The organism is Achromobacter sp. Root83 (assembly GCF_001428845.1).
Classification (GTDB): Bacteria; Pseudomonadota; Gammaproteobacteria; order Burkholderiales; family Burkholderiaceae_B; genus Achromobacter.
Genome location: NZ_LMIU01000024.1, coordinates 14,571 through 34,396, shown reverse-complemented (window position 1 = coordinate 34,396; position 19,826 = coordinate 14,571). Strand labels below are relative to the sequence as shown.

At 65.4% G+C, this 19,826-nt stretch carries 18 protein-coding genes and 1 tRNA gene; 10 read left to right on the top strand and 9 right to left on the bottom strand.

What is annotated here, in order from left to right; translation table 11 throughout:
* Positions 1 to 54 precede the first annotated feature (54 nt).
* Genes ASE30_RS21665 through ASE30_RS21640 form a run of 6 tightly spaced genes read left to right on the top strand, consistent with a single transcriptional unit; the run spans position 55 to position 5,870 of the window.
* On the top strand, positions 55 to 1,062 hold the full coding sequence (locus ASE30_RS21665; protein ID WP_057286355.1) for an ABC transporter permease: 1,008 nt from the start codon (positions 55 to 57) through the stop codon (positions 1,060 to 1,062).
* Positions 1,059 to 1,898, top strand: coding sequence for an ABC transporter permease (locus tag ASE30_RS21660; protein WP_057286354.1), 840 nt, complete (start codon positions 1,059 to 1,061; stop codon positions 1,896 to 1,898). Before ASE30_RS21665 ends, ASE30_RS21660 begins: the two co-directional genes overlap by 4 nt.
* Positions 1,899 to 1,907: 9 nt before the next feature.
* Entirely contained in the window at positions 1,908 to 3,539 is a 1,632-nt protein-coding gene (locus tag ASE30_RS21655; RefSeq protein ID WP_057286353.1) for an ABC transporter ATP-binding protein, read from the top strand.
* 37 nt (positions 3,540 to 3,576) lie between these two features.
* Positions 3,577 to 3,867 carry a cupin domain-containing protein gene (locus ASE30_RS21650; RefSeq protein WP_057286352.1) on the top strand — a complete coding sequence of 97 codons (291 nt, stop codon included), beginning with the start codon at positions 3,577 to 3,579 and terminating at the stop codon, positions 3,865 to 3,867.
* 17 nt (positions 3,868 to 3,884) lie between these two features.
* Entirely contained in the window at positions 3,885 to 4,949 is a 1,065-nt protein-coding gene (locus ASE30_RS21645; RefSeq protein WP_057286351.1) for a histone deacetylase family protein, read from the top strand.
* A gap of 30 nt (positions 4,950 to 4,979) precedes the next feature.
* Positions 4,980 to 5,870, top strand: a complete 891-nt coding sequence (locus tag ASE30_RS21640) for a DMT family transporter (protein WP_057286350.1) — start codon at positions 4,980 to 4,982, stop codon at positions 5,868 to 5,870.
* Between the two features lie 22 nt (positions 5,871 to 5,892).
* On the opposite strand, the gene ASE30_RS21635 is transcribed toward ASE30_RS21640, so the two are convergent.
* On the bottom strand, positions 5,893 to 6,918 hold the full coding sequence (locus tag ASE30_RS21635) for a LacI family DNA-binding transcriptional regulator (protein WP_057286349.1): 1,026 nt from the start codon (positions 6,916 to 6,918) through the stop codon (positions 5,893 to 5,895).
* Positions 6,919 to 7,050: 132 nt separating this feature from the next.
* On the opposite strand from ASE30_RS21635, the gene ASE30_RS21630 reads away from it, so the two are divergent.
* The 4 genes from ASE30_RS21630 to ASE30_RS21615 all read left to right on the top strand — a co-directional run bounded on the left by ASE30_RS21630 (position 7,051) and on the right by ASE30_RS21615 (position 11,820).
* Positions 7,051 to 7,593, top strand: a complete 543-nt coding sequence (locus ASE30_RS21630; RefSeq protein WP_057286348.1) for a TRAP transporter small permease — start codon at positions 7,051 to 7,053, stop codon at positions 7,591 to 7,593.
* A 46-nt stretch (positions 7,594 to 7,639) separates the two neighbouring features.
* Positions 7,640 to 8,920 carry a TRAP transporter large permease gene (locus ASE30_RS21625; protein ID WP_057286347.1) on the top strand — a complete coding sequence of 427 codons (1,281 nt, stop codon included), beginning with the start codon at positions 7,640 to 7,642 and terminating at the stop codon, positions 8,918 to 8,920.
* 29 nt (positions 8,921 to 8,949) lie between these two features.
* Entirely contained in the window at positions 8,950 to 9,966 is a 1,017-nt protein-coding gene (locus ASE30_RS21620) for a TRAP transporter substrate-binding protein (protein ID WP_057286346.1), read from the top strand.
* A 72-nt stretch (positions 9,967 to 10,038) separates the two neighbouring features.
* The gene (locus tag ASE30_RS21615) at positions 10,039 to 11,820 is read left to right on the top strand and encodes an IlvD/Edd family dehydratase (protein WP_057286345.1); all 1,782 of its coding nucleotides are present in this window, start codon (positions 10,039 to 10,041) and stop codon (positions 11,818 to 11,820) included.
* Between the two features lie 26 nt (positions 11,821 to 11,846).
* Here ASE30_RS21615 and ASE30_RS21610 read toward each other — a convergent pair whose 3' ends face one another.
* From ASE30_RS21610 to asd, 8 genes are all read right to left on the bottom strand, one after another.
* Positions 11,847 to 12,242, bottom strand: a complete 396-nt coding sequence (locus ASE30_RS21610) for a YbaN family protein (protein WP_200964463.1) — start codon at positions 12,240 to 12,242, stop codon at positions 11,847 to 11,849.
* A 64-nt stretch (positions 12,243 to 12,306) separates the two neighbouring features.
* A complete protein-coding gene (locus ASE30_RS21605) occupies positions 12,307 to 13,020 on the bottom strand; it encodes a hypothetical protein (protein ID WP_057286344.1) in 714 nt (237 codons plus the stop codon).
* A 354-nt stretch (positions 13,021 to 13,374) separates the two neighbouring features.
* Positions 13,375 to 13,451: transfer RNA gene (locus ASE30_RS21600), tRNA-Val, on the bottom strand.
* Between the two features lie 204 nt (positions 13,452 to 13,655).
* Positions 13,656 to 14,318 carry a phosphoribosylanthranilate isomerase gene (locus ASE30_RS21595; protein ID WP_057286343.1) on the bottom strand — a complete coding sequence of 221 codons (663 nt, stop codon included), beginning with the start codon at positions 14,316 to 14,318 and terminating at the stop codon, positions 13,656 to 13,658.
* Positions 14,319 to 14,384: 66 nt separating this feature from the next.
* A complete protein-coding gene (locus ASE30_RS21590; protein WP_057286342.1) occupies positions 14,385 to 15,482 on the bottom strand; it encodes a TRAP transporter substrate-binding protein in 1,098 nt (365 codons plus the stop codon).
* A 51-nt stretch (positions 15,483 to 15,533) separates the two neighbouring features.
* Entirely contained in the window at positions 15,534 to 16,343 is an 810-nt protein-coding gene (gene truA / locus ASE30_RS21585; protein WP_057286341.1) for a tRNA pseudouridine(38-40) synthase TruA, read from the bottom strand.
* A gap of 3 nt (positions 16,344 to 16,346) precedes the next feature.
* Positions 16,347 to 18,389 carry a FimV family protein gene (locus ASE30_RS21580; protein ID WP_057286340.1) on the bottom strand — a complete coding sequence of 681 codons (2,043 nt, stop codon included), beginning with the start codon at positions 18,387 to 18,389 and terminating at the stop codon, positions 16,347 to 16,349.
* Positions 18,390 to 18,650: 261 nt separating this feature from the next.
* Positions 18,651 to 19,781 (bottom strand): aspartate-semialdehyde dehydrogenase, encoded by a 1,131-nt coding sequence (asd, locus tag ASE30_RS21575; protein ID WP_057286339.1) that lies wholly within the window; start codon positions 19,779 to 19,781, stop codon positions 18,651 to 18,653.
* Positions 19,782 to 19,826 lie beyond the last annotated feature (45 nt).

The window sequence follows — 19,826 nt, the reverse complement described above, 5'->3', positions numbered from 1 at the left end:
CCGCGCGACGGACAAGCATGAAGACTCCGCGCCCGTCCTGAAAGGACCCAGAGCATGAAATTCCTGTCTTTCCTTCTTTCCCGCGTCGGCAAGGCCCTGGTGGTCGTGCTGGGCGTCGTGATCATCAATTTCTTCCTGATCCGCCTGGCGCCCGGCGACCCCGCCGCCGTGCTGGCGGGCCAGGCTGGCGCGGGCGACGCCGCCTACGTGGAACAGCTGCGCGCGGCATTCGGCCTGGACAAGCCCATCCTGACGCAGTTGATGCTGTACCTGAAGGGCGTGATCCAACTGGACCTGGGCTTCTCCTACCGCAATCATGTCCCCGTGCTGGATCTCATCGTCGAGCGCCTGCCCGCCACGTTCCTGCTGATGTCCTGCGCCTTTGTGTTTTCCATCGTGCTGGGCGTCTTCCTGGGGGTCGTGGCGGCCAAGGCGCGCTACCGCAACAAGCGCCGCTGGATCGACAGCTCGGTCATGACGGGCGCCCTGCTGCTCTATGCGACGCCGCTCTTTTGGCTGTCGCTCATGGGCATCCTGCTTTTCTCGGTGGTGCTGGGGTGGCTGCCCGCCTTCGGCATGGAAACCGTGGGCGCGGGGCTGACCGGCTGGGCGCGCGCGGGCGACATCGCTCAGCACCTGATCCTGCCCACCGTCACCTTGGGCTGCTTCTTTATGGCGGTCTACGTGCGCTTGACCCGCGCGTCGATGCTGGAAGTGATCGGCATGGACTTCGTGAAGACGGCGCGCGCCAAGGGCGTGAGCCCGAGCCGCGTGATCCGCGCCCATGTGCTGCGCAATGCACTGCTTCCCGTCATCACCTTCGCCGGGATCCAGCTTGGCCAGATGGCGGGCGGCGCGGTGCTGACCGAGACCGTGTTCGCCTGGCCGGGCATCGGCCGGCTGATGTTCGACGCCCTGCTGCAGCGCGACTACCAGTTGCTGCTTGGGATCTTCCTGGTGACTTCGATCATGGTGGTGGTGTTCAACCTGCTGACCGATGTGTTGTACCGCCTGATCGATCCGCGCATCGGCGCGGGTGCGCAGCAAGGAGCCTCCGCATGAAGTCATTCGCCCAACGTTACATGCGCAATTACGGGGCGGTAGCCGGCCTGGTCATCATGCTGATCGTGGTGGTCGTGGCCCTGGCGGCGCCGCTGCTGTATGAAGAGTCGCCGTGGATGATGGTGGCCGATCCGCTGATCCGCCCCTTCACCAACGCCGAGTACCCCTTCGGCACCGATATGCTGGGACGCGACATCACCGCCGGGCTGGTCTGGGGCGCGCGGGTGTCGCTGATGGTGGGCCTGCTGTCCACCGCGGTGGCGCTGCTATTCGGCATCCTGGTGGGTTCGGTCGCGGGCTATTGCGGCGGGCGCGTGGACGACGCGCTGATGCGCTTCACCGAGTTCTTCCAGACCATCCCGCAACTGGCCATGGCCGTGGTGCTGGTCGCCATCCTGAGCCCTTCGGTGTATTCCATCATGGGCGCCATCGCGGTGGTGTCCTGGCCCCCGGCGGCGCGCCTGGTGCGGTCGGAATTCATGACGCTCAAGCAACGCGAGTTCGTGCAGGCGGCCATCGTGATCGGCCAGACGCCGGCCCGCATCGTCGGCACGCAGATCCTGCCCAACGCGATGTCTCCCATCATCGTCTCGGCTTCCTTCATGGTGGCGACGGCGATTTTGACGGAATCGTCCTTGTCCTTCCTGGGCCTGGGCGATCGCAACCTGATGAGCTGGGGCTTCATGATCGGCGCGGCGCGCACCATGATCCGCGAGGCCTGGTGGATGAGCGTCTGGCCAGGCGTGGCCATCCTGCTGACCGTGCTCGCGATCAACCTGATCGGCGAAGGCCTGAACGACGCCCTCAACCCTCAATTGCGCAAACGCGGCGAATAGGAGGCCGACATGAATGATGCACCGCCCCTGCTGTCCGTCCAGAACCTCAGCATTGCGCTGCCCAAGGGAGGCGACCGCCCCTACGCCGTGCAGGACGTGTCTTATGACATCCGCGCCGGCGAGATCCTGTGCATCGTCGGCGAGTCCGGTTCGGGCAAGTCCATGAGCGCGAACGCCATCATGGGCCTTCTGCCCGACTACCTGACGCCGCAACAGGGCCGCATCCTGTTCCGGGGCCAGGACCTGCTCCAGCAGGACGAGTCCGCCTTGCAAGCCATGCGCGGCAAGGACATGGCGATGATCTTCCAGGAGCCGCTGTCGGCCCTGAATCCGCTGATGACGGTGGGCGACCAGATCAGCGAGGTCATGCGCGTGCACAACGCCTACCCCGGCGCCGACCGCATGAAACGCACGCTCGAGCTGCTTGCCTTCGTGGGTCTGCCCGACCCGGCCACGCTCTACCACGTCTACCCCTTCCGCCTGTCGGGCGGCCAGCGCCAGCGCGTCATGATCGCGATGGCGCTGGCGCTGGAGCCCGCGCTGCTGATCGCCGACGAGCCCACTACCGCGCTGGACGTCACCACCCAGGCGCAGATCCTGGCGCTGATCGCCCGCATTCAGAAAGAGAAAGGCATGGGCGTGATGTTCGTCACGCACGACTTCGGCGTGGTCGCCGAAATCGCCCACCGGGTCGCGGTCATGGAGAAAGGCATCCTGGTGGAACAGGGCCCGGCGGACGAGGTGCTCAACCGCCCCCGCCATCCCTACACCCAGCGCCTGATCGCGGCGGTGCCGCACCGGCGCGGCGAGGAGCGCGCCGCCACCGAGGACGACAGGCCGGTACTGGAAGTGAAGGACCTGAAGAAGACCTACGTGATCGGGCACGGCTGGCTGGGGAGCAGGCGCGAGGTCCACGCGGTCGATGGCGTGAGCTTCTCCGTGCGCCGCGGCGAGACCCTGGGCATCGTGGGCGAATCCGGCTCGGGCAAGTCCACCATCGGAAAATGCCTGCTCAAGCTGGTGGGCATCAATGGGGGCCAACTGCTCTTCAACGGCCAGGACATCGCTACCCTGTCCGAGTCGCGCTTCCGCCCCATGCGGCACGACATCCAGATGATCTTCCAGGATCCGTTCGCCTCGCTCAATCCCCGGCATACGGTCGGACGCATCATCAGCGACGGTCCGGTCGCCAATGGCGTGCCCCGCGCGCAGGCCGAAGCGCGGGTGCGCGAATTGCTATCGCTGGTGGGGCTGGACCCTTCCGCCTTCGACCGCTATCCCAACCAGTTCTCGGGCGGACAGCGCCAGCGTATCGGCATCGCCCGCGCGCTGGCCCTGGAACCCAAGGTGCTGGTGGCCGACGAATCGGTATCCGCGCTGGACGTGTCGGTGCAGGCGCAGGTGCTGCAACTGCTGCATGATCTGCAGCAGCGCCTGAAGATCGCGCTGGTTTTCATTACCCATGACCTGCGCGTGGCGGCCCAGATCTGCAATTCGGTCCTGGTCATGCATCGCGGCAAGGTGGTCGAATACGGATCGCCCGCGCAGATCTTCGACAATCCGCAGCACGCCTATACGCAGCAGCTGATCGCCGCCGTGCCGGGCCAGCACTGGGACCCCACCAAGGCGCAGCCCGCCTGAGCCCCACACGACACATTGATCGAATTAAGGAGAAGCCATGCAACGTCCCGCCGCCGTGCCCACCGTGCAGATCGACAACGAACTGGTCACCGTCACCGAATGGCGCTTTCCGCCGGGCGGGGAAACCGGCTGGCATCGCCACGGCATGAACTACGTGGTGGTGCCCCAAACGACAGGCCCGCTGCTGCTGGACACGCCCGACGGCCAGGTGACCAGCCAGCTCACCACCGGCGTGGCTTACTGCCGCCCCGTCGGCGTCGAGCACAATGTCATCAACCCCAGCGATACCGAATTCGTTTTCGTCGAAATCGAGCTCAAGCGCGCATAAGGCCAGCGAGGATACCCATGAAGGCGTTTTTCTCGGAAGAACAGTTGCTGCATTCCCCTCAGCAATTCATGCGGCTGGGGCGCATCAGCGCCCCCACCGACCTGCCGTCGCGCGCCGAAAGCCTGCAAAGCGCGCTGGCCGCCAGAGGCATCAAGGTGGAAGCGCCCGCCGACTATGGCCGCAAGCCGCTGGAGCACATCCACAGCCAGGACTACCTGGACTACCTGGAGACCGCCTACGCACGCTGGCAAGCCCTGAGGGCGCCCGGCGTGGATCCCGGCCCGGAAGTGCTGCCCAACCTTTCGCCCTACTACAACGGCCGGACCGAACTGGCCGGGCGTGGCCCCTGCCCGTCTCCGTCCATCGTGGCCCAGACCGGCTACTACCTGAGCGACCTGTCCTGCCCCATCGGGCCGCAAACGTGGCGGTCGGCGCTCAGGTCCACGCACAGCGCCGTCGCCGCCGCGGACCATGTCGCCAACACCCGGGGCATGGCCTACGCGCTGTGCCGGCCTTCGGGTCACCACGCCCACCGCGACCGCGCGGGCGGCTTCTGCTACCTGAACAGCAGCGCCGCGGCGGCCAGCCGCTTGCTGCAGACCTGGTCCAAGGTCGCGGTGCTGGACGTGGACGCGCATCACGGCGACGGAACTCAGAACATTTTTTACCAGCGCCCGGACGTGATGACCGTGTCGCTGCACGCCGATCCCGCCGGCTACTACCCGTTCTACACGGGCTACGCGCACGAGCGCGGACACGGCGCGGGCGAAGGCTACAACCTGAATCTGCCGCTGCCTCACGGATCCGGCAACGAGGCCTTCCTGCAAGCCTTGGACACGGCGCTGGCCGCGCTGGCCGGCTATGCGCCCCAGGCGCTGGTCCTGGCGCTGGGCTTCGACACTTACAAGGACGATCCCATCAGCGTCCTGAAGCTGGATATCGATGCCTACCGCGACATCGGCGCGCGCGTCGCCAGCCTTAAGATACCTACCGTCGTCGTGCAGGAAGGCGGCTACATGGTCCAGGCCATCGGTCCGGCGCTGGACGCGTTCATCCAGGGCATGGACCATGGCGCCGCCTGAAGGAATCGCAGCCCCAGGAACCGCCACCCGATGAGCGCCGTGCCCGCCGCCTTGCCCGCCCCCGCCGCCACGCGCCAGACGGGCATCCTGCTGTTTTTCGCGGCACTGGTGGCCTTTGCCACCTTCGACGCGGGGGCCAAGCAGATGCTGGAACGCTACCCCGCGCCTTTTCTGAACGTGATGCGCTATCTGGCCGTGGTGACGCTGGCGGTGGTGATGCTGTTGCGCCAAGGCGGCGGCGTGCGCCTGCGCGACGCGCCGGAAAAGCCCTTGCTGATTTTGCGTGGCGTCATGCTGGCCACGGTGGCCACCTGCTTCATGACGGCGCTGATCTGGATGCCGTTGTCCGAAGCCACCGCCATCTACTTCACGGCGCCCCTGATCATGGTGGCGCTGTCTCCGTGGATGCTGGGCGAACGCGTGCGTCCCGCGCAATGGGGCGCCGTCGCGGCCGGCTTCGCAGGCATGCTGCTGATCGTGCGCCCCGGCTCCGATCTGCCCGGGCTGGGCACGGTCCTAATGGCGGTCTCCGCGGTCAGCTACGCTATTTTCCAGGTACTGACGCGCAAGCTGTCGGGCAAGGTGCCCGGCCCGGTCCAGTACGCCTACACGGCCTTCATCTGTCTCATCGTCACCGCGCTGCCGGCGCCCTTCTTTCTGCCGGATCCGTGGCCCGGCCTGGCGGATACCGTCATCATCATCAGCCTGGGCGCCTGCAGCGGCCTGGCGCAGATCCTGCTGATCGCCGCGTTTCAGCGCGTCTCCGCCGCCACGCTGGCGCCCTTGAACTACTTTCAGTTGCTGCTGGCCGTGGGCTTCAGCACATTCTGGTTCCAACGACCGCCCGACGCGTTGGCGCTGGCGGGCATGGGCCTGATCATGGCCTCGGGCGTATTCCTGGCATTGCGCCGCGCCGCTTGAGGCGCAGCGAACCCGGCGGCGCTCAGCTCGTTTCGCGCCGCACCAGCGTAAAACCCAGGTCCACATGGCGTTCGCCGACGGGTTCTCCCGCCAGATGGCGCATCAGCAGTTGCGCGGCGGACAGGCCGATCTGATAGCGGGGCGTGGCAATGGTCGAAAGCGGCGGCGTGGTCCAGGCCGTGCCGGCCAGATCGTGGAACCCGATGATGGCCATCTGGCCGGGCACGGACAGCCCCGCGCGGCCGCACTGGAACACGGCGCCCTGCGCCAGATCGTCGTTGCAGAAAAAGACCGCGTCGCAATCGGGATGTCGGGCGTGCAGGTCTTCCATCAGCGACGCCCCCAGGCTGATCGAAGACTTTTCCGGCGTCATGATTTCCAGCGCCGCGTCGTACAGGCCCGCATCCCGCAATGCCTGCCGGCAACCTTCGCAGCGGCGCAGCGAACGCGGGTCCAGTTGAGCCCCGACGATGCCGATGCGGCGGGAGCCGCGCTCCACCAGGTGGCGGCCGGCTGCGTAGCCGGAATCGAACTGCGAAAACCCGACACTCATGCCGTCGTCGCCCTGCAGCGTCTCGATCGTGTGGACGGTGGGAATCGCTTGCGCGCGCAGCAGATCCCACACGCCCGGCTTGTGGTCGATGCCGGTCAGGACCAGCCCGTCGGGCGAATGCTGCAGGTACTTGCGCAACAGCGCCTCTTCCTCATCCGGCGAATAGCCGGTAACCCCGATCAGCATGTGATAGCCGTTGCTGTCCAGAATCTCTTTGATGCCCGAGACGATATCCACGAACACCACATTGCTCAGCGAAGGGATCAGCACCACGATGGTTTGCGAGCGCGCGGACGCCAGCGCGCTGGCGGCATGGTTGGGCACATAGCCCAGTTCCTGGCACACCCGCGCGATGCGCAAGCGCAACTCCTGCCCCACCTTGTCCGGCGTGCGCAGGGCGCGCGACACCGTGATGGCGCTGACGCCGACGCGGCGCGCGACCTCCTGCATGGTGACGCGCCCGGCGCGCGAGCTTCTGGGTTTACGGACGGACATTGGCCCTCGCGATGGAGTAGGAAGCGCGTAGTCTGACGCAAAAAAGGGGGGTTGCCAAAGTGAAAATGTTAGCGCTAACATCGCTGTCAGCATAATCCAGAAAAAATTCCGGGAAACGGATAGGAGACAAACATGCAAGCTTCCCCATCGGGGCGGCCAGACGGCTCGCCCCTGGCCCGCGCCGCCGACTGGTGCTTCGCGCTGCAGACCTGGCTGATGGTCGCCTGTCTGGCCGTCATGGTCGTGCTGCTGTTCGGCAACGTGACGTTGCGCTACCTGTTCAACTCCGGCATCAATGTGTCGGACGAAGTGTCCCGGCTGGCGTTTGTCTGGATGATCTTCCTGGGTTCGGTGGTCGCGCTGCGCGAACACCAGCACATCGGGGTGACCATGCTGGTGGAACGCTTTGGTCCCGCCGCCCGCCGGGTCTCTCACATCGCCTGTCAGCTCCTGATCCTGTGGGTGCTCTGGCTGATGGCGGAAGGCAGCTGGGTACAGAGCGTCATCGGCCTGGACACCGTGCTGCCCGTCACGGGCATGTCATTGGCCGTGTTCAACGTCGCCGGTCTCTACGCCGCGGTTGCCATGGGCATCCTGACGCTCATCGATCTGGTCCGCGTTCTTGCGGGCGGTCCCCTGCCGGCGGAATCCAGCCCCGAAGACCCCTTGGTCTGAAACGGCCGCGCCCCTCACCTCCCCCTCATCCGCCCGGACGTCCGCAATGATCCTGACCGTCTTCCTGCTCGTGCTGCTGGGCCTGATCGCCCTGGGCATGCCGATTGCCTTCGCGCTCCTCATCAGCGCGATCGCCATGATGTTCCAACTGGACTTCTACGATACCCAGCTCCTCGCGCAGAACATGCTGTCGGGCGCCAACAGCTTCACGCTGATGGCGGTGCCGCTGTTCATGCTGGCCGGCGAACTGATGAACGCGGGCGGCATCTCGCGCCGCATCGTTCACCTTGCCACGACCTTCGTGGGCCACATTCAGGGCGGCCTGGGTTATGTGGCCATCTTCGCCAGCGTGTTGCTGGCTTCCCTGTCGGGCTCCGCCGTGGCCGATGCCGCGGCCCTGGGTTCGCTGCTGATTCCGATGCTGCGCGAAAAGGGCTACGAGGCCGGCCAGGCGTCCGGCCTCATCGCGGCCGGTGGCATCATCGCCCCCATCATCCCGCCGTCGATCTCGTTCATCATCTTCGGCGTCGCCACCAACGTGTCGATCACCAAGCTGTTCTTCGCGGGCATCGCGCCGGGCCTGATGATGGGACTGACGCTGATAGCCGTATGGGCCTGGGTGGCTCGCAAGCACGGCAGCATCAAGCCTTCGCCGCGCGAACCCTGGCGCAACCGGCTGAAAGCCCTGCGCGGCTCCCTCTGGGCGCTGATGCTGCCGGTCATCATCATCGGCGGTCTGCGCGGCGGCATCTTCACGCCCACGGAAGCAGCAGTCGTCGCCGCCGTCTACGCGCTGCTGGTCAGCCTGTTCGTCTACCGCGAGATCGGCCTGCGCGACCTGGCGCCGCTTTTCATCAACGCGGCCCGCACCACCGCCGTGGTCATGTTCCTGGTGGCTGCCGCCATGGTGTCGTCCTACATGATCACGCTGGCCGACATGCCGCAGGACCTGATCGCGCTGCTCGAACCGGTGATGGACCAGCCCAAGATGCTGATGTTCGCGCTGCTGATCCTGCTGACGCTGGTGGGCACCGTCATGGATCTGACGCCCACCATCCTGATCCTCGGCCCCGTGCTCATGCCGGTGGTCATCAAGGCGGGCATCGACCCGGTGTACTTCGGCGTGATGTTCGTCATGGTCGGCAGCGTCGGCCTGCTGACGCCCCCCGTGGGCACGGTGCTCAACGTGGTTTGCGGCGTGGCCCGCATCAATATGGAAACCATCTGCAGAGGGGTGTGGCGCTATGTCGTCGCCTACACGCTACTGCTGGTCCTGCTGGTGATCTTCCCTGAGTTGATCACCGTACCCGCACGCTGGCTGCACTAGCGGCATTAAAAACCCCAAGGAGGAACACCATGATCAAGCACTTCAAGACCCGCATTCTTGTCCTGGCGACGGTGCTGTCCTGCACCGTCGCGGGCGTGGCGGCGGCCGCGGACGTCAAACCGCGCCTGATCCGTTTCGGCTATGGCTTGAATGACGAGAGCGTGCAGGGCCGCGCCGCCCGTTTCCTGGCGCAGGAACTGGAAAAAGTCAGCGGCGGCAAGCTCAAGATGAAGACCTTCGGGTCCGCCAACCTGGGCTCCGACGAACAGATGCAGAGCGCGCTCGTCGGCGGCGCGCAGGAAATGATGGTCGGCTCGACCGCGCCGCTGGCCGGCATGGTCAAGGAGTTCGGCATCTTCGACCTGCCCTTCCTCTTCAACAGCGAAAAAGAGGCGGACGCCGTGCTGGACGGGCCGCTCGGCCAGGACATGCTGAAAAAGCTGGAAGCCAAGGGGCTGGTCGGCCTGGTCTATTGGGAAAACGGCTTTCGCAACATGACCAATTCCAAGCGCCCGATCACGCGCGCCGAAGACCTGCAGGGCATCAAGCTTCGCGTCATGCAGAACCAGATTGCCCTGGGCGTCTTCAACACGCTGGGCGCCAACGCCGTCCCCATGCCGTTCTCCGAACTCTTCACCGCGCTGGAGACGCGCACCGTGGACGGCCAGGAAAACCCCATCACCACGATCCAGAGCAGCAAGTTCTACGAAGTGCAGCCGTACCTGACCATCACTCGCCACGTCTATACGCCATGGGTGGTGATGGCCTCCAAGAAATGGTGGGACACCCTGTCGCCCGACGAACAGAAGCTGATCCGCCAGGCCGCGGCGGCATCGCGTGATTTCGAGCGTCAGGACAGCCGCGCTGACTCGAAGAAGGCCATGGGCACGCTTGAGCAGAACGGCATGAAGATCAATACCGTCACACCGGAAGAGGTCGCCCGCATGCGGCAGAAGGTCCAGCCCGTCGTCGACAAGTACACGCAGGAGCTCGGCCCTGAACTGGTGAAACAGCTCAACGACGAAATCCAGAAGGCGCGCAACTAGCCCTGGCGGCCCGGACCCATGCCCCATCGGGCCGGTCCGGGCCACCCTGCAACCGAAGCAAGCGAGAAAGCCATGTCCCAGACACCCCGCAGACTGCGCAGCCAGAAATGGTTCGACGATCCCTCGCACGCCGACATGACGGCGATCTACGTCGAGCGCTATCTCAATTACGGCCTGACGCGGCAAGAACTGCAATCGGGGCGGCCGGTCATCGGCATCGCCCAGACCGGCAGCGATCTGGCGCCCTGCAACCGCCATCACCTCGCGCTGGCCGAGCGCATCAAGGCGGGCATCCGGGACGCGGGCGGCATCCCCATGGAGTTTCCGGTACATCCGCTGGCCGAACAGGGCCGGCGCCCCACCGCCGCGCTGGACCGCAACCTCGCCTATCTGGGGCTCGTCGAGATCCTGCACGGCTACCCGCTGGATGGCGTGGTCCTGACCACGGGCTGCGACAAGACCACCCCCGCCTGCCTGATGGCCGCGGCCACCGTGGACATCCCGGCCATCGTCCTGTCCGGCGGACCCATGCTGGACGGCTGGCATGAGGGCCAGCGCGTCGGATCGGGCACGGTCATCTGGCACGCGCGCAACCTGATGGCGGCGGGCAAGCTCGACTACGAAGGTTTCATGACCCTGGCCACCGCATCGTCGCCCTCGATCGGGCACTGCAACACCATGGGAACTGCCCTGTCGATGAACTCGCTGGCCGAGGCGCTGGGCATGTCGCTGCCCACCTGCGCCAGCATCCCGGCGCCCTACCGGGAGCGCGGCCAGATGGCATACGCCACCGGCATGCGCATCTGTGACATGGTGCGCGAGGACTTGCGCCCCTCCCATATCCTGACCCGGGAAGCATTCGAGAACGCCATCGTCGTCGCCTCGGCGCTAGGCGCATCCAGCAATTGTCCGCCTCACCTGATCGCCATGGCCCGTCATGCCGGCATCGACCTGAGCCTGGACGACTGGCAGCGGCTGGGAGAAGACGTGCCCCTGCTGGTCAACTGCGTCCCCGCGGGCGAATACCTGGGCGAAGGCTTTCACCGCGCGGGCGGCGTCCCGGCGGTGCTGCACGAATTGCTGGCCGCCGGCCGGCTGCACCCCGATTGTCCAACGGTATCCGGCAAGACCATCGGCGACATCGCCGCCACATCAAAGACCCACAACGCGGACGTGATCCGCAGTTGCGATGCGCCGCTCAAGCACCGCGCCGGTTTCATCGTGCTGTCCGGCAACTTCTTCGACAGCGCCATCATCAAGATGTCGGTCGTGGGGGAATCGTTCCGCCGCACCTACCTGTCTGAACCCGGTTCCGAAAATGCCTTCGAAGCGCGCGCGGTCGTGTTCGAAGGACCCGAGGACTATCACGCGCGCATCGAAGACCCCGCCCTGAACATCGACGAACACTGCATTCTTGTCATCCGGGGCGCCGGCACCGTGGGCTATCCGGGCAGCGCCGAAGTGGTCAACATGGCGCCGCCGTCCCACCTGATCAAACGCGGTATCGACTCCCTGCCCTGCCTGGGCGACGGCCGCCAGAGCGGCACGTCGGCCAGCCCTTCCATTCTGAACATGTCGCCCGAAGCCGCGGTGGGCGGCGGGCTGGCGCTCCTGCGCACGGGCGACAGGATCCGCGTCGACCTGAACCAGCGGTCGGTCACGGCGCTGGTCGACGAAACCGAAATGGACAGGCGCAGGCAGGAGCCCGCGTACCAGGCGCCGCCCTCGCAGACGCCCTGGCAGGAGCTATACCGGCAACTGGTCGGCCAACTGTCGACCGGGGGCTGCCTGGAACCGGCAACGCTGTACCTCAAGGTGGTGGAGACTCGTGGGGATCCGCGGCATTCGCATTGAACCGGCTACGGCGCCGGCGCCCCACTTCAGTCGCGCGACGTCCTGCCGTCCGAATCCCGGGTCCTGGGATTGGGACGGCTGACGACATAGGCGGCGCTGGCCAGAAAGAATATCCCCACGCCGATGCTCAGCGGCAACGAGGGGTGCGCGCTCCAGAAGAAAATCAGGTAACCCGCCGCCATCCCCGCGCAAGCGTAGGCCTTGCCCTTGCGCGACACCGCTCCCTGCTCGCGCCAGGCGCGCAGTGAAGGGCCATACGTGGGGCTGTCCAGCAGCCACCGCTCCAGCCTGGGCGACGAACGGGAAAAGCAGGCCACGGCCAGGATCAGGAAAATCGTCGTCGGCATGACCGGCAGGAACGCGCCGATGACGCCCAACGCCAGCATCAGACAACCCAGACAAAGCCAAAGTGCTCTCATCATGATGGTCAGCAGGATATCGCAAATGCCCGGTCAGGTTGCCGGCGGCGATAACGCGGCGCGTGGCTCACGAAGAGGCGGGCTCCGGCATCCGGGCGCGCAGCATCTCGACAAACCGCGGGCTGGGCTTGCCTCCGGCGGCGCGCGCTTTGAACACCATGGACCAGGCCTCTGCGTATTGTCCGCGCCAATAATAGGCGGTGGCCCACGAAGCGTAGAGATAGGCTTTGTCGGGTTCGACGGCCTCGCCCTTGCGGTACCACTCGTCCGAACGCGCCGTGGCCGCGATCCGCGCTTCGGGCGGCAGCGTCTTGTCTTCGGCCGCGCAGCGGGCCGCGATCCTGCCGGCATCCGCATAAATGCCCTGGAACGACGGCGGATTCAGGCTGATGGCCCGGTCCATCATGCTCATCGCCTGGCAGAATTTGCGCTGATCGTGCAAGACCGCCGCAAAGCCCGCATACACCTCGGGATTGTCGGGGTTGAGCAGCCACGCCTGGTTGAACCGCCGCATGGCCATGCCCAGTTGGTCGGCCCGGTAAAAGCGATATCCCTGCTCCACCCAGGCCTGCGATGCCTTGCCGGAGGAACCGAAGGCCTTCGTGGCTTCGGCGACCAGCTTTTCATCGCTTGCCCGCAGTTCGCCCGCCGCGGAACGGTCGACGCCCGCATACATCGGCGCTTCGTCGGCCCGCGCCGGGGATGGAGCCGGGGACTTGACGGCGCAACCGGCCAGCCACAGGAGCTGGACCAGGACGACGGTCTTCAGGATGACGCGCATGGGCAGGATCTCGCGAGGCGCTTCGGCGGGATCACAGACCGCCGATGGCAATGGACCCGACAACAAACACTATTAACCAAACCCACCAGCTCCCTTTGGTTTTCGGGTTGCGGCGCAAGGATAATCAAGTGAACCGCTTGCTTAGTATCCATGACGATGAAAACAGACTGATGGGATCGCCATAGTAGCCGGGTATCGAATAATGGCAATTCCGATTACCCGGGGATAAAAGGAAGGGATAAACGCCCTCGATGCCGACCTCGGCTTCAAGCGCCGGGCAAATGCAAAAAAGCCGCGTAAGTCTATGACTTCGCGGCTTTTTCAGGTGGTGCTTGGCACCACTTTGCAGGAATTTGGTAGGCGGTATTGGAATCGAACCAACGACCTCCACGATGTCAACGTGGCGCTCTAACCAGCTGAGCTAACCGCCTGCAAAGAAGCAAAATTATATAGTGCTTTTTTGAACTGTGCAAATCGTCTTGGAAGATTTTTTGCAGTGCTTATTGCACTTTTCATTGCGCTTCGAGCGTCGTGGCATGTGCTGCAAAAATTCGCCGCCAGATCTCGATTCGCAATGCGTTCGAAGTGTTTTCGGAGTGTTTTCACGCCTCGCTTTCAAACCACTTCTGCACTACTTATTTGCCCTTCAATTTCGTGTCTGCGTCATGTGCCGCAGCAACGAAGAACGAGATTCTATCAGAACTTTTTATTCCTTGCTCGACCTCGACGCCGCTGCTCACATCGACCGCCCATGGCCGAACACGCTGCACGGCCTGACCCACATTTTCGGCGTTCAATCCGCCCGACAGGATCAGCGGGCGCGACATGGGATCCGCCCGGACCTCATCAAGCAAGGCATAGTCAAAACCATGTCCGCTGCCGCCGTAGCCTGCGCTGTAGCTGTCGAACAGCCAGCCCGCGGCTTCGCCGTAGGCGCGGCAACTGGAGGCCAGGTTTTCCGCCGTATCCAGCCCAGGCGCGCCGGCGCGGAAAGCCCGCAGGAACCGATGGCCGTAACGCGCGCAGTCCAGCGGCGTTTCGTCACCATGAAATTGCAGTAGATCGGGCGCCACCTGATCCAGCACGGCTTGAACCTGCGCCTGCTCGGGGTTGACGAACAGCGCGACGACATCCACGAACGCCGGCACCATACGCCGCAGTTGCGCGGCGCGCGTCGGGGTCAGGCAACGCTTGCTCTTGGGATAGAAAACAAAACCGATCGCATCCACGCCGGCCGAGACGGCGGCGTCGATATCCTGTTCGCGGGTCAATCCGCAGATCTTGATGCGTGTACGCATGGCACTCTTCACTAACGCCGCCCAACGCGACGTGCTGAATCAGTATATCCGGCGCAGGCCAGGGGCCTACGCGCCCGGCTGGCTCATGGTCGCCACCAGATTGTCGAAGCTGCCCTCGGCCAGCCGGAACCAGGGAATCTGCTTGTCCCGGAAAGCAACCATGCTGTCGTAGAGCTTCTTGAACATCGGATCCTTCGCGCTCAATTCCTTGTAGGCCGCAAGGGAGGCTTCGTGGCAGGCCTGCAGGACAGGCTTGGGAAACGCCTTCAGTTGCGCGCCGTGCGACACCAGCCGGCGCAGCGCATCCGGATTGCCGGCGTCGTACTTGGCGATCATGTTGCTGGTGGCCATGCCGCAAGCCAACGCCAGGGCCGACTGATAGGGCTTGGGCAGTTCGTCGTAGGATTCCTGGTTCACGTACAACGACAACTGCAGAGTGCCCGCCCACCATCCCGGAAAGTAATAATTCCGCGCCACCTTGTAGAGCGCCAGCCGTTCGTCGTCATACGGTCCAATCCACGCAACGGCATCCACGACGCCCTGCTCCAGCGCGGAATAGGTTTCCGAGGCCGGCACGTCCACGGGCGTGGCGCCCAGGCGCGCAAGCACATGGCGGGCGAAGCCCCCGGCCTTCACCTTGAGCCCGCGCAAGTCGTCCACGGTCTTGATCTCGCCACGGAACCACCCGCCCATCTGGGCGCCGGTGTAGCCGCACGGGAAGTTCAGGATGTTGTATTTGTCGAACAGGACCCGCGTGAGCGCCAGGCCTTCGCCTTGGCTCATCCAGGCGTTCATCTGGCGGGTGTTGAGACCGAAGGGCACGCCGGCGTCAAAGCAAAGTGCCGGGTCGGTGTCGAAATAGCGGGTCGATGCCGTATGGCCGCAGTCAACGATGCGGTGCTGCACGGCTTCCAGCACCTGGCCGGGCTGCACCAGGTCGCCAGCGGGAAAGATCTCGATGCTGAAACGCCCTTCCGTGACCTCGCTCACATAGCGCGCGACGTCTTCCGCCCCCGCGAACAGCGTGGGCGATTCATTCGGAAAACTGGACGCCAGGCGCCACGCAACGTTGGGAGCTTCCTGAGCGACAACCGGGGCCGCCAGCACGGCGCTGCCCGAAGCGGCGCCCAAGGCGGCTTGCTTTAAAAACGCGCGGCGTTGCATGGCGAGGCCTCCAGGGCACGGGTGGATGCAGCCGTTCGCGCGGCGGCTTCCCTAATAGGATTGAGTGAATGGCGACAATAACAACGATCCCCCGTCCAGCTCTTGCAGGCCGAACGATTCAGGGTAATCGATGGCGGACAGGTACAGGCCATCCGGCGCGAACGTGGGCGCGCCAAGCTTGCGGTCGCGCCACGACAGAAGCTGCGCCATCCAGTCCACCGATTCCCTGCCCTGCCCGATCTGCAGCAGCGCTCCCATGATATTGCGCACCATGTGATGCAGGAACGCATTCGCTTTCAATGTGAACACCAGGAAGGGACCGCGCTCCTCGATATCCAGGCCGTGCATATGGCGCACCGGGTGCTTCGCCTGGCATTGCGAGGAACGGAAACTGGAGAAGTCATGTTCGCCGACCAAGGTTTGGGCCGCCGCGCGCATGGCATCCACATCCAGCGGCTGGAAACACCAGCCGGCCCGCCCCGCCCACAGCGCCGGGCGGACCCGGCCGCGCCAGAGCAGATACACGTAGGTGCGCGCCCGCGCGGAAAAGCGCGCGTGGAACTCGTCGGAGACAGGCTGCGCCCATTGCACCGAAATGCTGGACGGCAGAAACGCGTTCACGCCCCGCACCCAGGACTCCATCCGGCGGTCCAGCGATGTATCCAGATGAACCACCTGCATCGCGCCGTGCACGCCCGTATCGGTGCGGCCCGCGCAAATGGTGGGCACCGGGCCCGCGACGCCACAAAAACGGCCTAGCGCGGATTCCAGCGTGTCCTGCACCGTTTGCCGGTGCGGCTGTGTCTGCCAGCCCTGCCAGGCGGAGCCGTCATAAGCCAGCCCCAATGCAACTCTAGACATGCCTTAAACCCGTGGACCGCCGACCCGGCGCGGTTCGTCCGTGGGCGGTTCGTCCAGGTCGAGATTGATGGTGTCGAGCTTGCGGTTCAGCGCTGCCGTGTCCAGCGCCGGCTCGTTGTACTCGTAGGTTTCCTCATCATCGTCGCCGCGGCGGGCGCCGGCCCTGCGCAACAGCCAGGCGATGGCGAACGCGATCAGCGCCAGCACGGCGGTGACGATGACGAGCAGATTGTCAGTCAGCCAACTGGGCATGCCCGATGAGACGGTCTTGTCCGGCAAGGTGCCGACAGGTTTGTCCGCCGCGGCGGGTGCGGAGGTCCCCGGCGAGCCGGACGTTCCTGCGCTTGGCGTTCCTGCCGTACCCGGAGTTCCTGTCGCGCCGGGAGTGCCCGCCGCGCCAGGCGTGCCTGCGGCGCCGGGCGTGGCTGCCACACCGGAAGTGCTGGTCGTACCGGGAGTTCCTGCGGCGCCGGGCGTGCCTGCCGCACCGGGAGTGCCGGCCGTACCGGGAGTTCCTGCCGCGCCGGGCGTGCCTGCGGCACCGGAAGTGCCTGCCGCACTGGGCGTGCCGGCCGTACCGGGAGTTCCTGACGCACCGGGAGTGCCTGCTGCACCGGGCGTGCCGGCCGTACCGGGAGTTGCTGACGCACCGGGAGTGCCTGCTGCACCGGGAGTTCCTGCAGCGCCGGGAGTGCCCGCCGCGCCGGGAGTGCCCGCCGCACCGGGAGTGCCCGCTGCACCGGGAGTGCCTGCTGCACCGGGAGTGGCTGCTGCACCGGGAGTGCCTGCCGCACCGGGAGTGCCTGCCGCACCGGGAGTGCCTGCCGCACCGGGAGCGCCTGCCGCACCGGGCGTGCCTGCTGCGCCAGGAGCGCCTGTAGTACCGGGAGCTCCGCCCGCGCCGGAAGTGCCTGCCGTGCCCGGCGTTCCACCCGCGCCCGAAGCGCCTGTCGCGCCCGGCGTTCCCGCTACGCCCGGGGAACCGGCGGCGCCCGAGCCTGCCGTGGCGCCTTGCTGAGCCACCGCCCTGTTCAGGTCATCCACATTGCTCTGAAGCTGGTTCACGCGCCCCTGCGCATCCGCCAACGCGCGTCCAGAAGAGGCGCTTGCATCCGCCTGCGCCTCGGCTTTCGCGGAGACGCCATCCTGCGCCTGACCGGTGGACAGGCGCACCCTGTCTTGCGGCGGCGAAGCGCTGGCAACACCGGCATCGCCCGGCTGGGCGACGGTTCCGGACGCGGCATCCTGTCCCTTGACCAGGGAGGGCTTCGCGCCCGCCGCCGCGCCGACCCTGGCGCGGTACTTGGCGTAGGCTTCGGCGTGTTCGTTAAAGATGCGGCGCGCTTCCGCGGGATCCACGGCGCGCACGGTGGCGGCATCCGGTATCTTGAGCTTCTGCCCGGTGCGCACCAGATTCATGTTGTTCTGGATGAAGGCTTCGGGATTGGCCCGCCACAAAGCCACCAGCATCTGATAGACCGATGCATTGGGCACCGCGTTGCGCTGGGCAATGGCGAAAAGGTAGTCGCCGGACTTCACGGTGACCGTCCCCGTGGTGCCACCCGAACGCGCCGGCGTGCCTACCGAGGCCGGCGTCACATCGGCGCCCGTGCCGCGCAGCGGCACCAGAATGCTGACCTGCACCTGCCGCTGCCCCGAACTGGAGCTGATATTCAGCAGCAGATCCACGGCGCCGCTGGCGGGCGGTTGCGTGGACCGGACACGCAGATTCTTGCGCGTGCCGTCCATGCCGTCTTCAACCCGGACCACCATGCTGGCCAAGGGAGCAGGCGGTTTCACGTCCGCTCGTTGCCAGGCGGCTTCATCGGCGACCGAGACTTTCAGGGAATTGACTTCGTCTGGCGTCAGTTCCTGCAATCCCACTACTGCCTGCAGCGGCGCGCCGGGCACGGAAGTGACACGCGAATGCCCCACGCGCATGGCCAGCGCCGACCCGCAAACGCTTGAGCCTATCGCCAGCGCAATTGCCCATTGAAGGGCTTTCAAACGGCGGGCATGCTTCACTTGGCGCGAACGCTGGGACATAAGCTGGAATTTCCGTTCTTGTAGTCGAATTACGGGCTCGAACCCATTCACACTGATTTCAGTGGGAAAAGGCCTCAATTCACCCGAAAAGTGTAATGGATGAAGCGCATTTCACAAACCTGAAAGGGGCATGGACGTTGGCTGACCGGCACACGCGTCACCTGCGGGGGCCGCGCCGCGCAAATGACAAGGGCACCCGAAGGTGCCCCCTGCCGGCCTGTGCCGCATGACCGGGCCGCGTGATTCGCGGCCCTGCCGTGATCAGGCTTCGGCCAGCGCGATGCGCAGCATGCGGCGCAGCGGCTCTGCCGCGCCCCACAACAGTTGGTCGCCGACCGTGAAGGCGCCCAGGTATTGCGAGCCCATCGACAACTTGCGCAGACGGCCGACCGGGATGTCCAGCGTGCCGGTCACGGCAACCGGCGTCAGCGCGGCGACAGTGGCTTCCTTGGTGTTCGGAACCACCTTGGCCCATTGCGTGCCCTGTGCAATCAGCGCTTCGATCTCGTCGAGCGGCACATCGCGCTTGAGCTTGATGGTCAGCGCCTGGCTGTGGCAACGCATCGCACCGATGCGCACGCACAGGCCGTCGATCGGGGTGGCGGGCGTGCCGAAGGCGGCGCCGCGGCCCAGGATCTTGTTGGTCTCGACTTCGGCCTTCCACTCTTCCTTGGACATCCCATCGCCCAGATCCTTGTCGATCCAGGGAATCAGGTTGCCGCCCAGCGGCACGCCAAAGTGCTCGTGAGGCAGCGACGGATCCTTTTGCTTGGCCAGCACGCCACGGTCGATTTCCAGGATGGCCGACGCGGGGTCGTCCAGCAAGGGCTTGACCGACTGGTTGATCTCGCCGAACTGGGTCAGCAGTTCGCGCATGTGCTGCGCGCCGCCGCCGGACGCCGCCTGGTACGTCATGGAGGTCATCCATTCCACCAGGTCGTTGTTGAACAGGCCGGCCAAGCCCATCAGCATGCAGCTGACGGTGCAGTTGCCGCCGATGAAGTTGCGCACGCCGCGCTTGAGCGCCGCGTCGATCACCGGGCGGTTGACAGGATCCAGCACGATGATGGCGTCTTCCGCCATGCGCAGGGTGCTGGCCGCATCGATCCAGATGCCGTTCCAGCCCGCGCCGCGCAGCTTCGGATAGACCTCGGACGTGTAGTCCCCGCCTTGTGCCGTCAGAATGATCGGCAGTTTTTTCAGAGCATCAATGTTGTAGGCATCTTGCAGCGGACCTGCGCCATTGGCCCACGTGGGCGCGGCGCCGCCAGCGTTGCTGGTGGAGAAAAACACCGGTTCGATCAGTGCGAAATCGTTCTCGTCGCGCATGCGTTGCATGAGCACCGAGCCGACCATACCGCGCCAGCCGACAAGGCCTACTGCTTGATTCATTTCAATCGCTCTTTAAAGGTGGAGACAAGGGCCCGGGAAAGGGAA

What these genes read in the sequence shown, in the direction of transcription:
- ASE30_RS21640 (WP_057286350.1), top strand. Translation starts at nt 4,980, where the DNA reads ATGAGCGCCGTGCCCGCCGCCTTGCCCGCCCCCGCCGCCACGCGCCAG.
- ASE30_RS21655 (WP_057286353.1), top strand. Translation starts at nt 1,908, where the DNA reads ATGAATGATGCACCGCCCCTGCTGTCCGTCCAGAACCTCAGCATTGCG.
- ASE30_RS21645 (WP_057286351.1), top strand. Translation starts at nt 3,885, where the DNA reads ATGAAGGCGTTTTTCTCGGAAGAACAGTTGCTGCATTCCCCTCAGCAA.
- ASE30_RS21625 (WP_057286347.1), top strand. Translation starts at nt 7,640, where the DNA reads ATGATCCTGACCGTCTTCCTGCTCGTGCTGCTGGGCCTGATCGCCCTG.
- ASE30_RS21665 (WP_057286355.1), top strand. Translation starts at nt 55, where the DNA reads ATGAAATTCCTGTCTTTCCTTCTTTCCCGCGTCGGCAAGGCCCTGGTG.
- ASE30_RS21580 (WP_057286340.1), bottom strand. Translation starts at nt 18,389, where the DNA reads ATGTCCCAGCGTTCGCGCCAAGTGAAGCATGCCCGCCGTTTGAAAGCC.
- ASE30_RS21660 (WP_057286354.1), top strand. Translation starts at nt 1,059, where the DNA reads ATGAAGTCATTCGCCCAACGTTACATGCGCAATTACGGGGCGGTAGCC.
- ASE30_RS21635 (WP_057286349.1), bottom strand. Translation starts at nt 6,918, where the DNA reads ATGTCCGTCCGTAAACCCAGAAGCTCGCGCGCCGGGCGCGTCACCATG.
- ASE30_RS21630 (WP_057286348.1), top strand. Translation starts at nt 7,051, where the DNA reads ATGCAAGCTTCCCCATCGGGGCGGCCAGACGGCTCGCCCCTGGCCCGC.
- ASE30_RS21595 (WP_057286343.1), bottom strand. Translation starts at nt 14,318, where the DNA reads ATGCGTACACGCATCAAGATCTGCGGATTGACCCGCGAACAGGATATC.
- ASE30_RS21610 (WP_200964463.1), bottom strand. Translation starts at nt 12,242, where the DNA reads ATGATGAGAGCACTTTGGCTTTGTCTGGGTTGTCTGATGCTGGCGTTG.
- ASE30_RS21620 (WP_057286346.1), top strand. Translation starts at nt 8,950, where the DNA reads ATGATCAAGCACTTCAAGACCCGCATTCTTGTCCTGGCGACGGTGCTG.
- ASE30_RS21590 (WP_057286342.1), bottom strand. Translation starts at nt 15,482, where the DNA reads ATGCAACGCCGCGCGTTTTTAAAGCAAGCCGCCTTGGGCGCCGCTTCG.
- asd (WP_057286339.1), bottom strand. Translation starts at nt 19,781, where the DNA reads ATGAATCAAGCAGTAGGCCTTGTCGGCTGGCGCGGTATGGTCGGCTCG.
- ASE30_RS21615 (WP_057286345.1), top strand. Translation starts at nt 10,039, where the DNA reads ATGTCCCAGACACCCCGCAGACTGCGCAGCCAGAAATGGTTCGACGAT.
- ASE30_RS21650 (WP_057286352.1), top strand. Translation starts at nt 3,577, where the DNA reads ATGCAACGTCCCGCCGCCGTGCCCACCGTGCAGATCGACAACGAACTG.
- ASE30_RS21605 (WP_057286344.1), bottom strand. Translation starts at nt 13,020, where the DNA reads ATGCGCGTCATCCTGAAGACCGTCGTCCTGGTCCAGCTCCTGTGGCTG.
- truA (WP_057286341.1), bottom strand. Translation starts at nt 16,343, where the DNA reads ATGTCTAGAGTTGCATTGGGGCTGGCTTATGACGGCTCCGCCTGGCAG.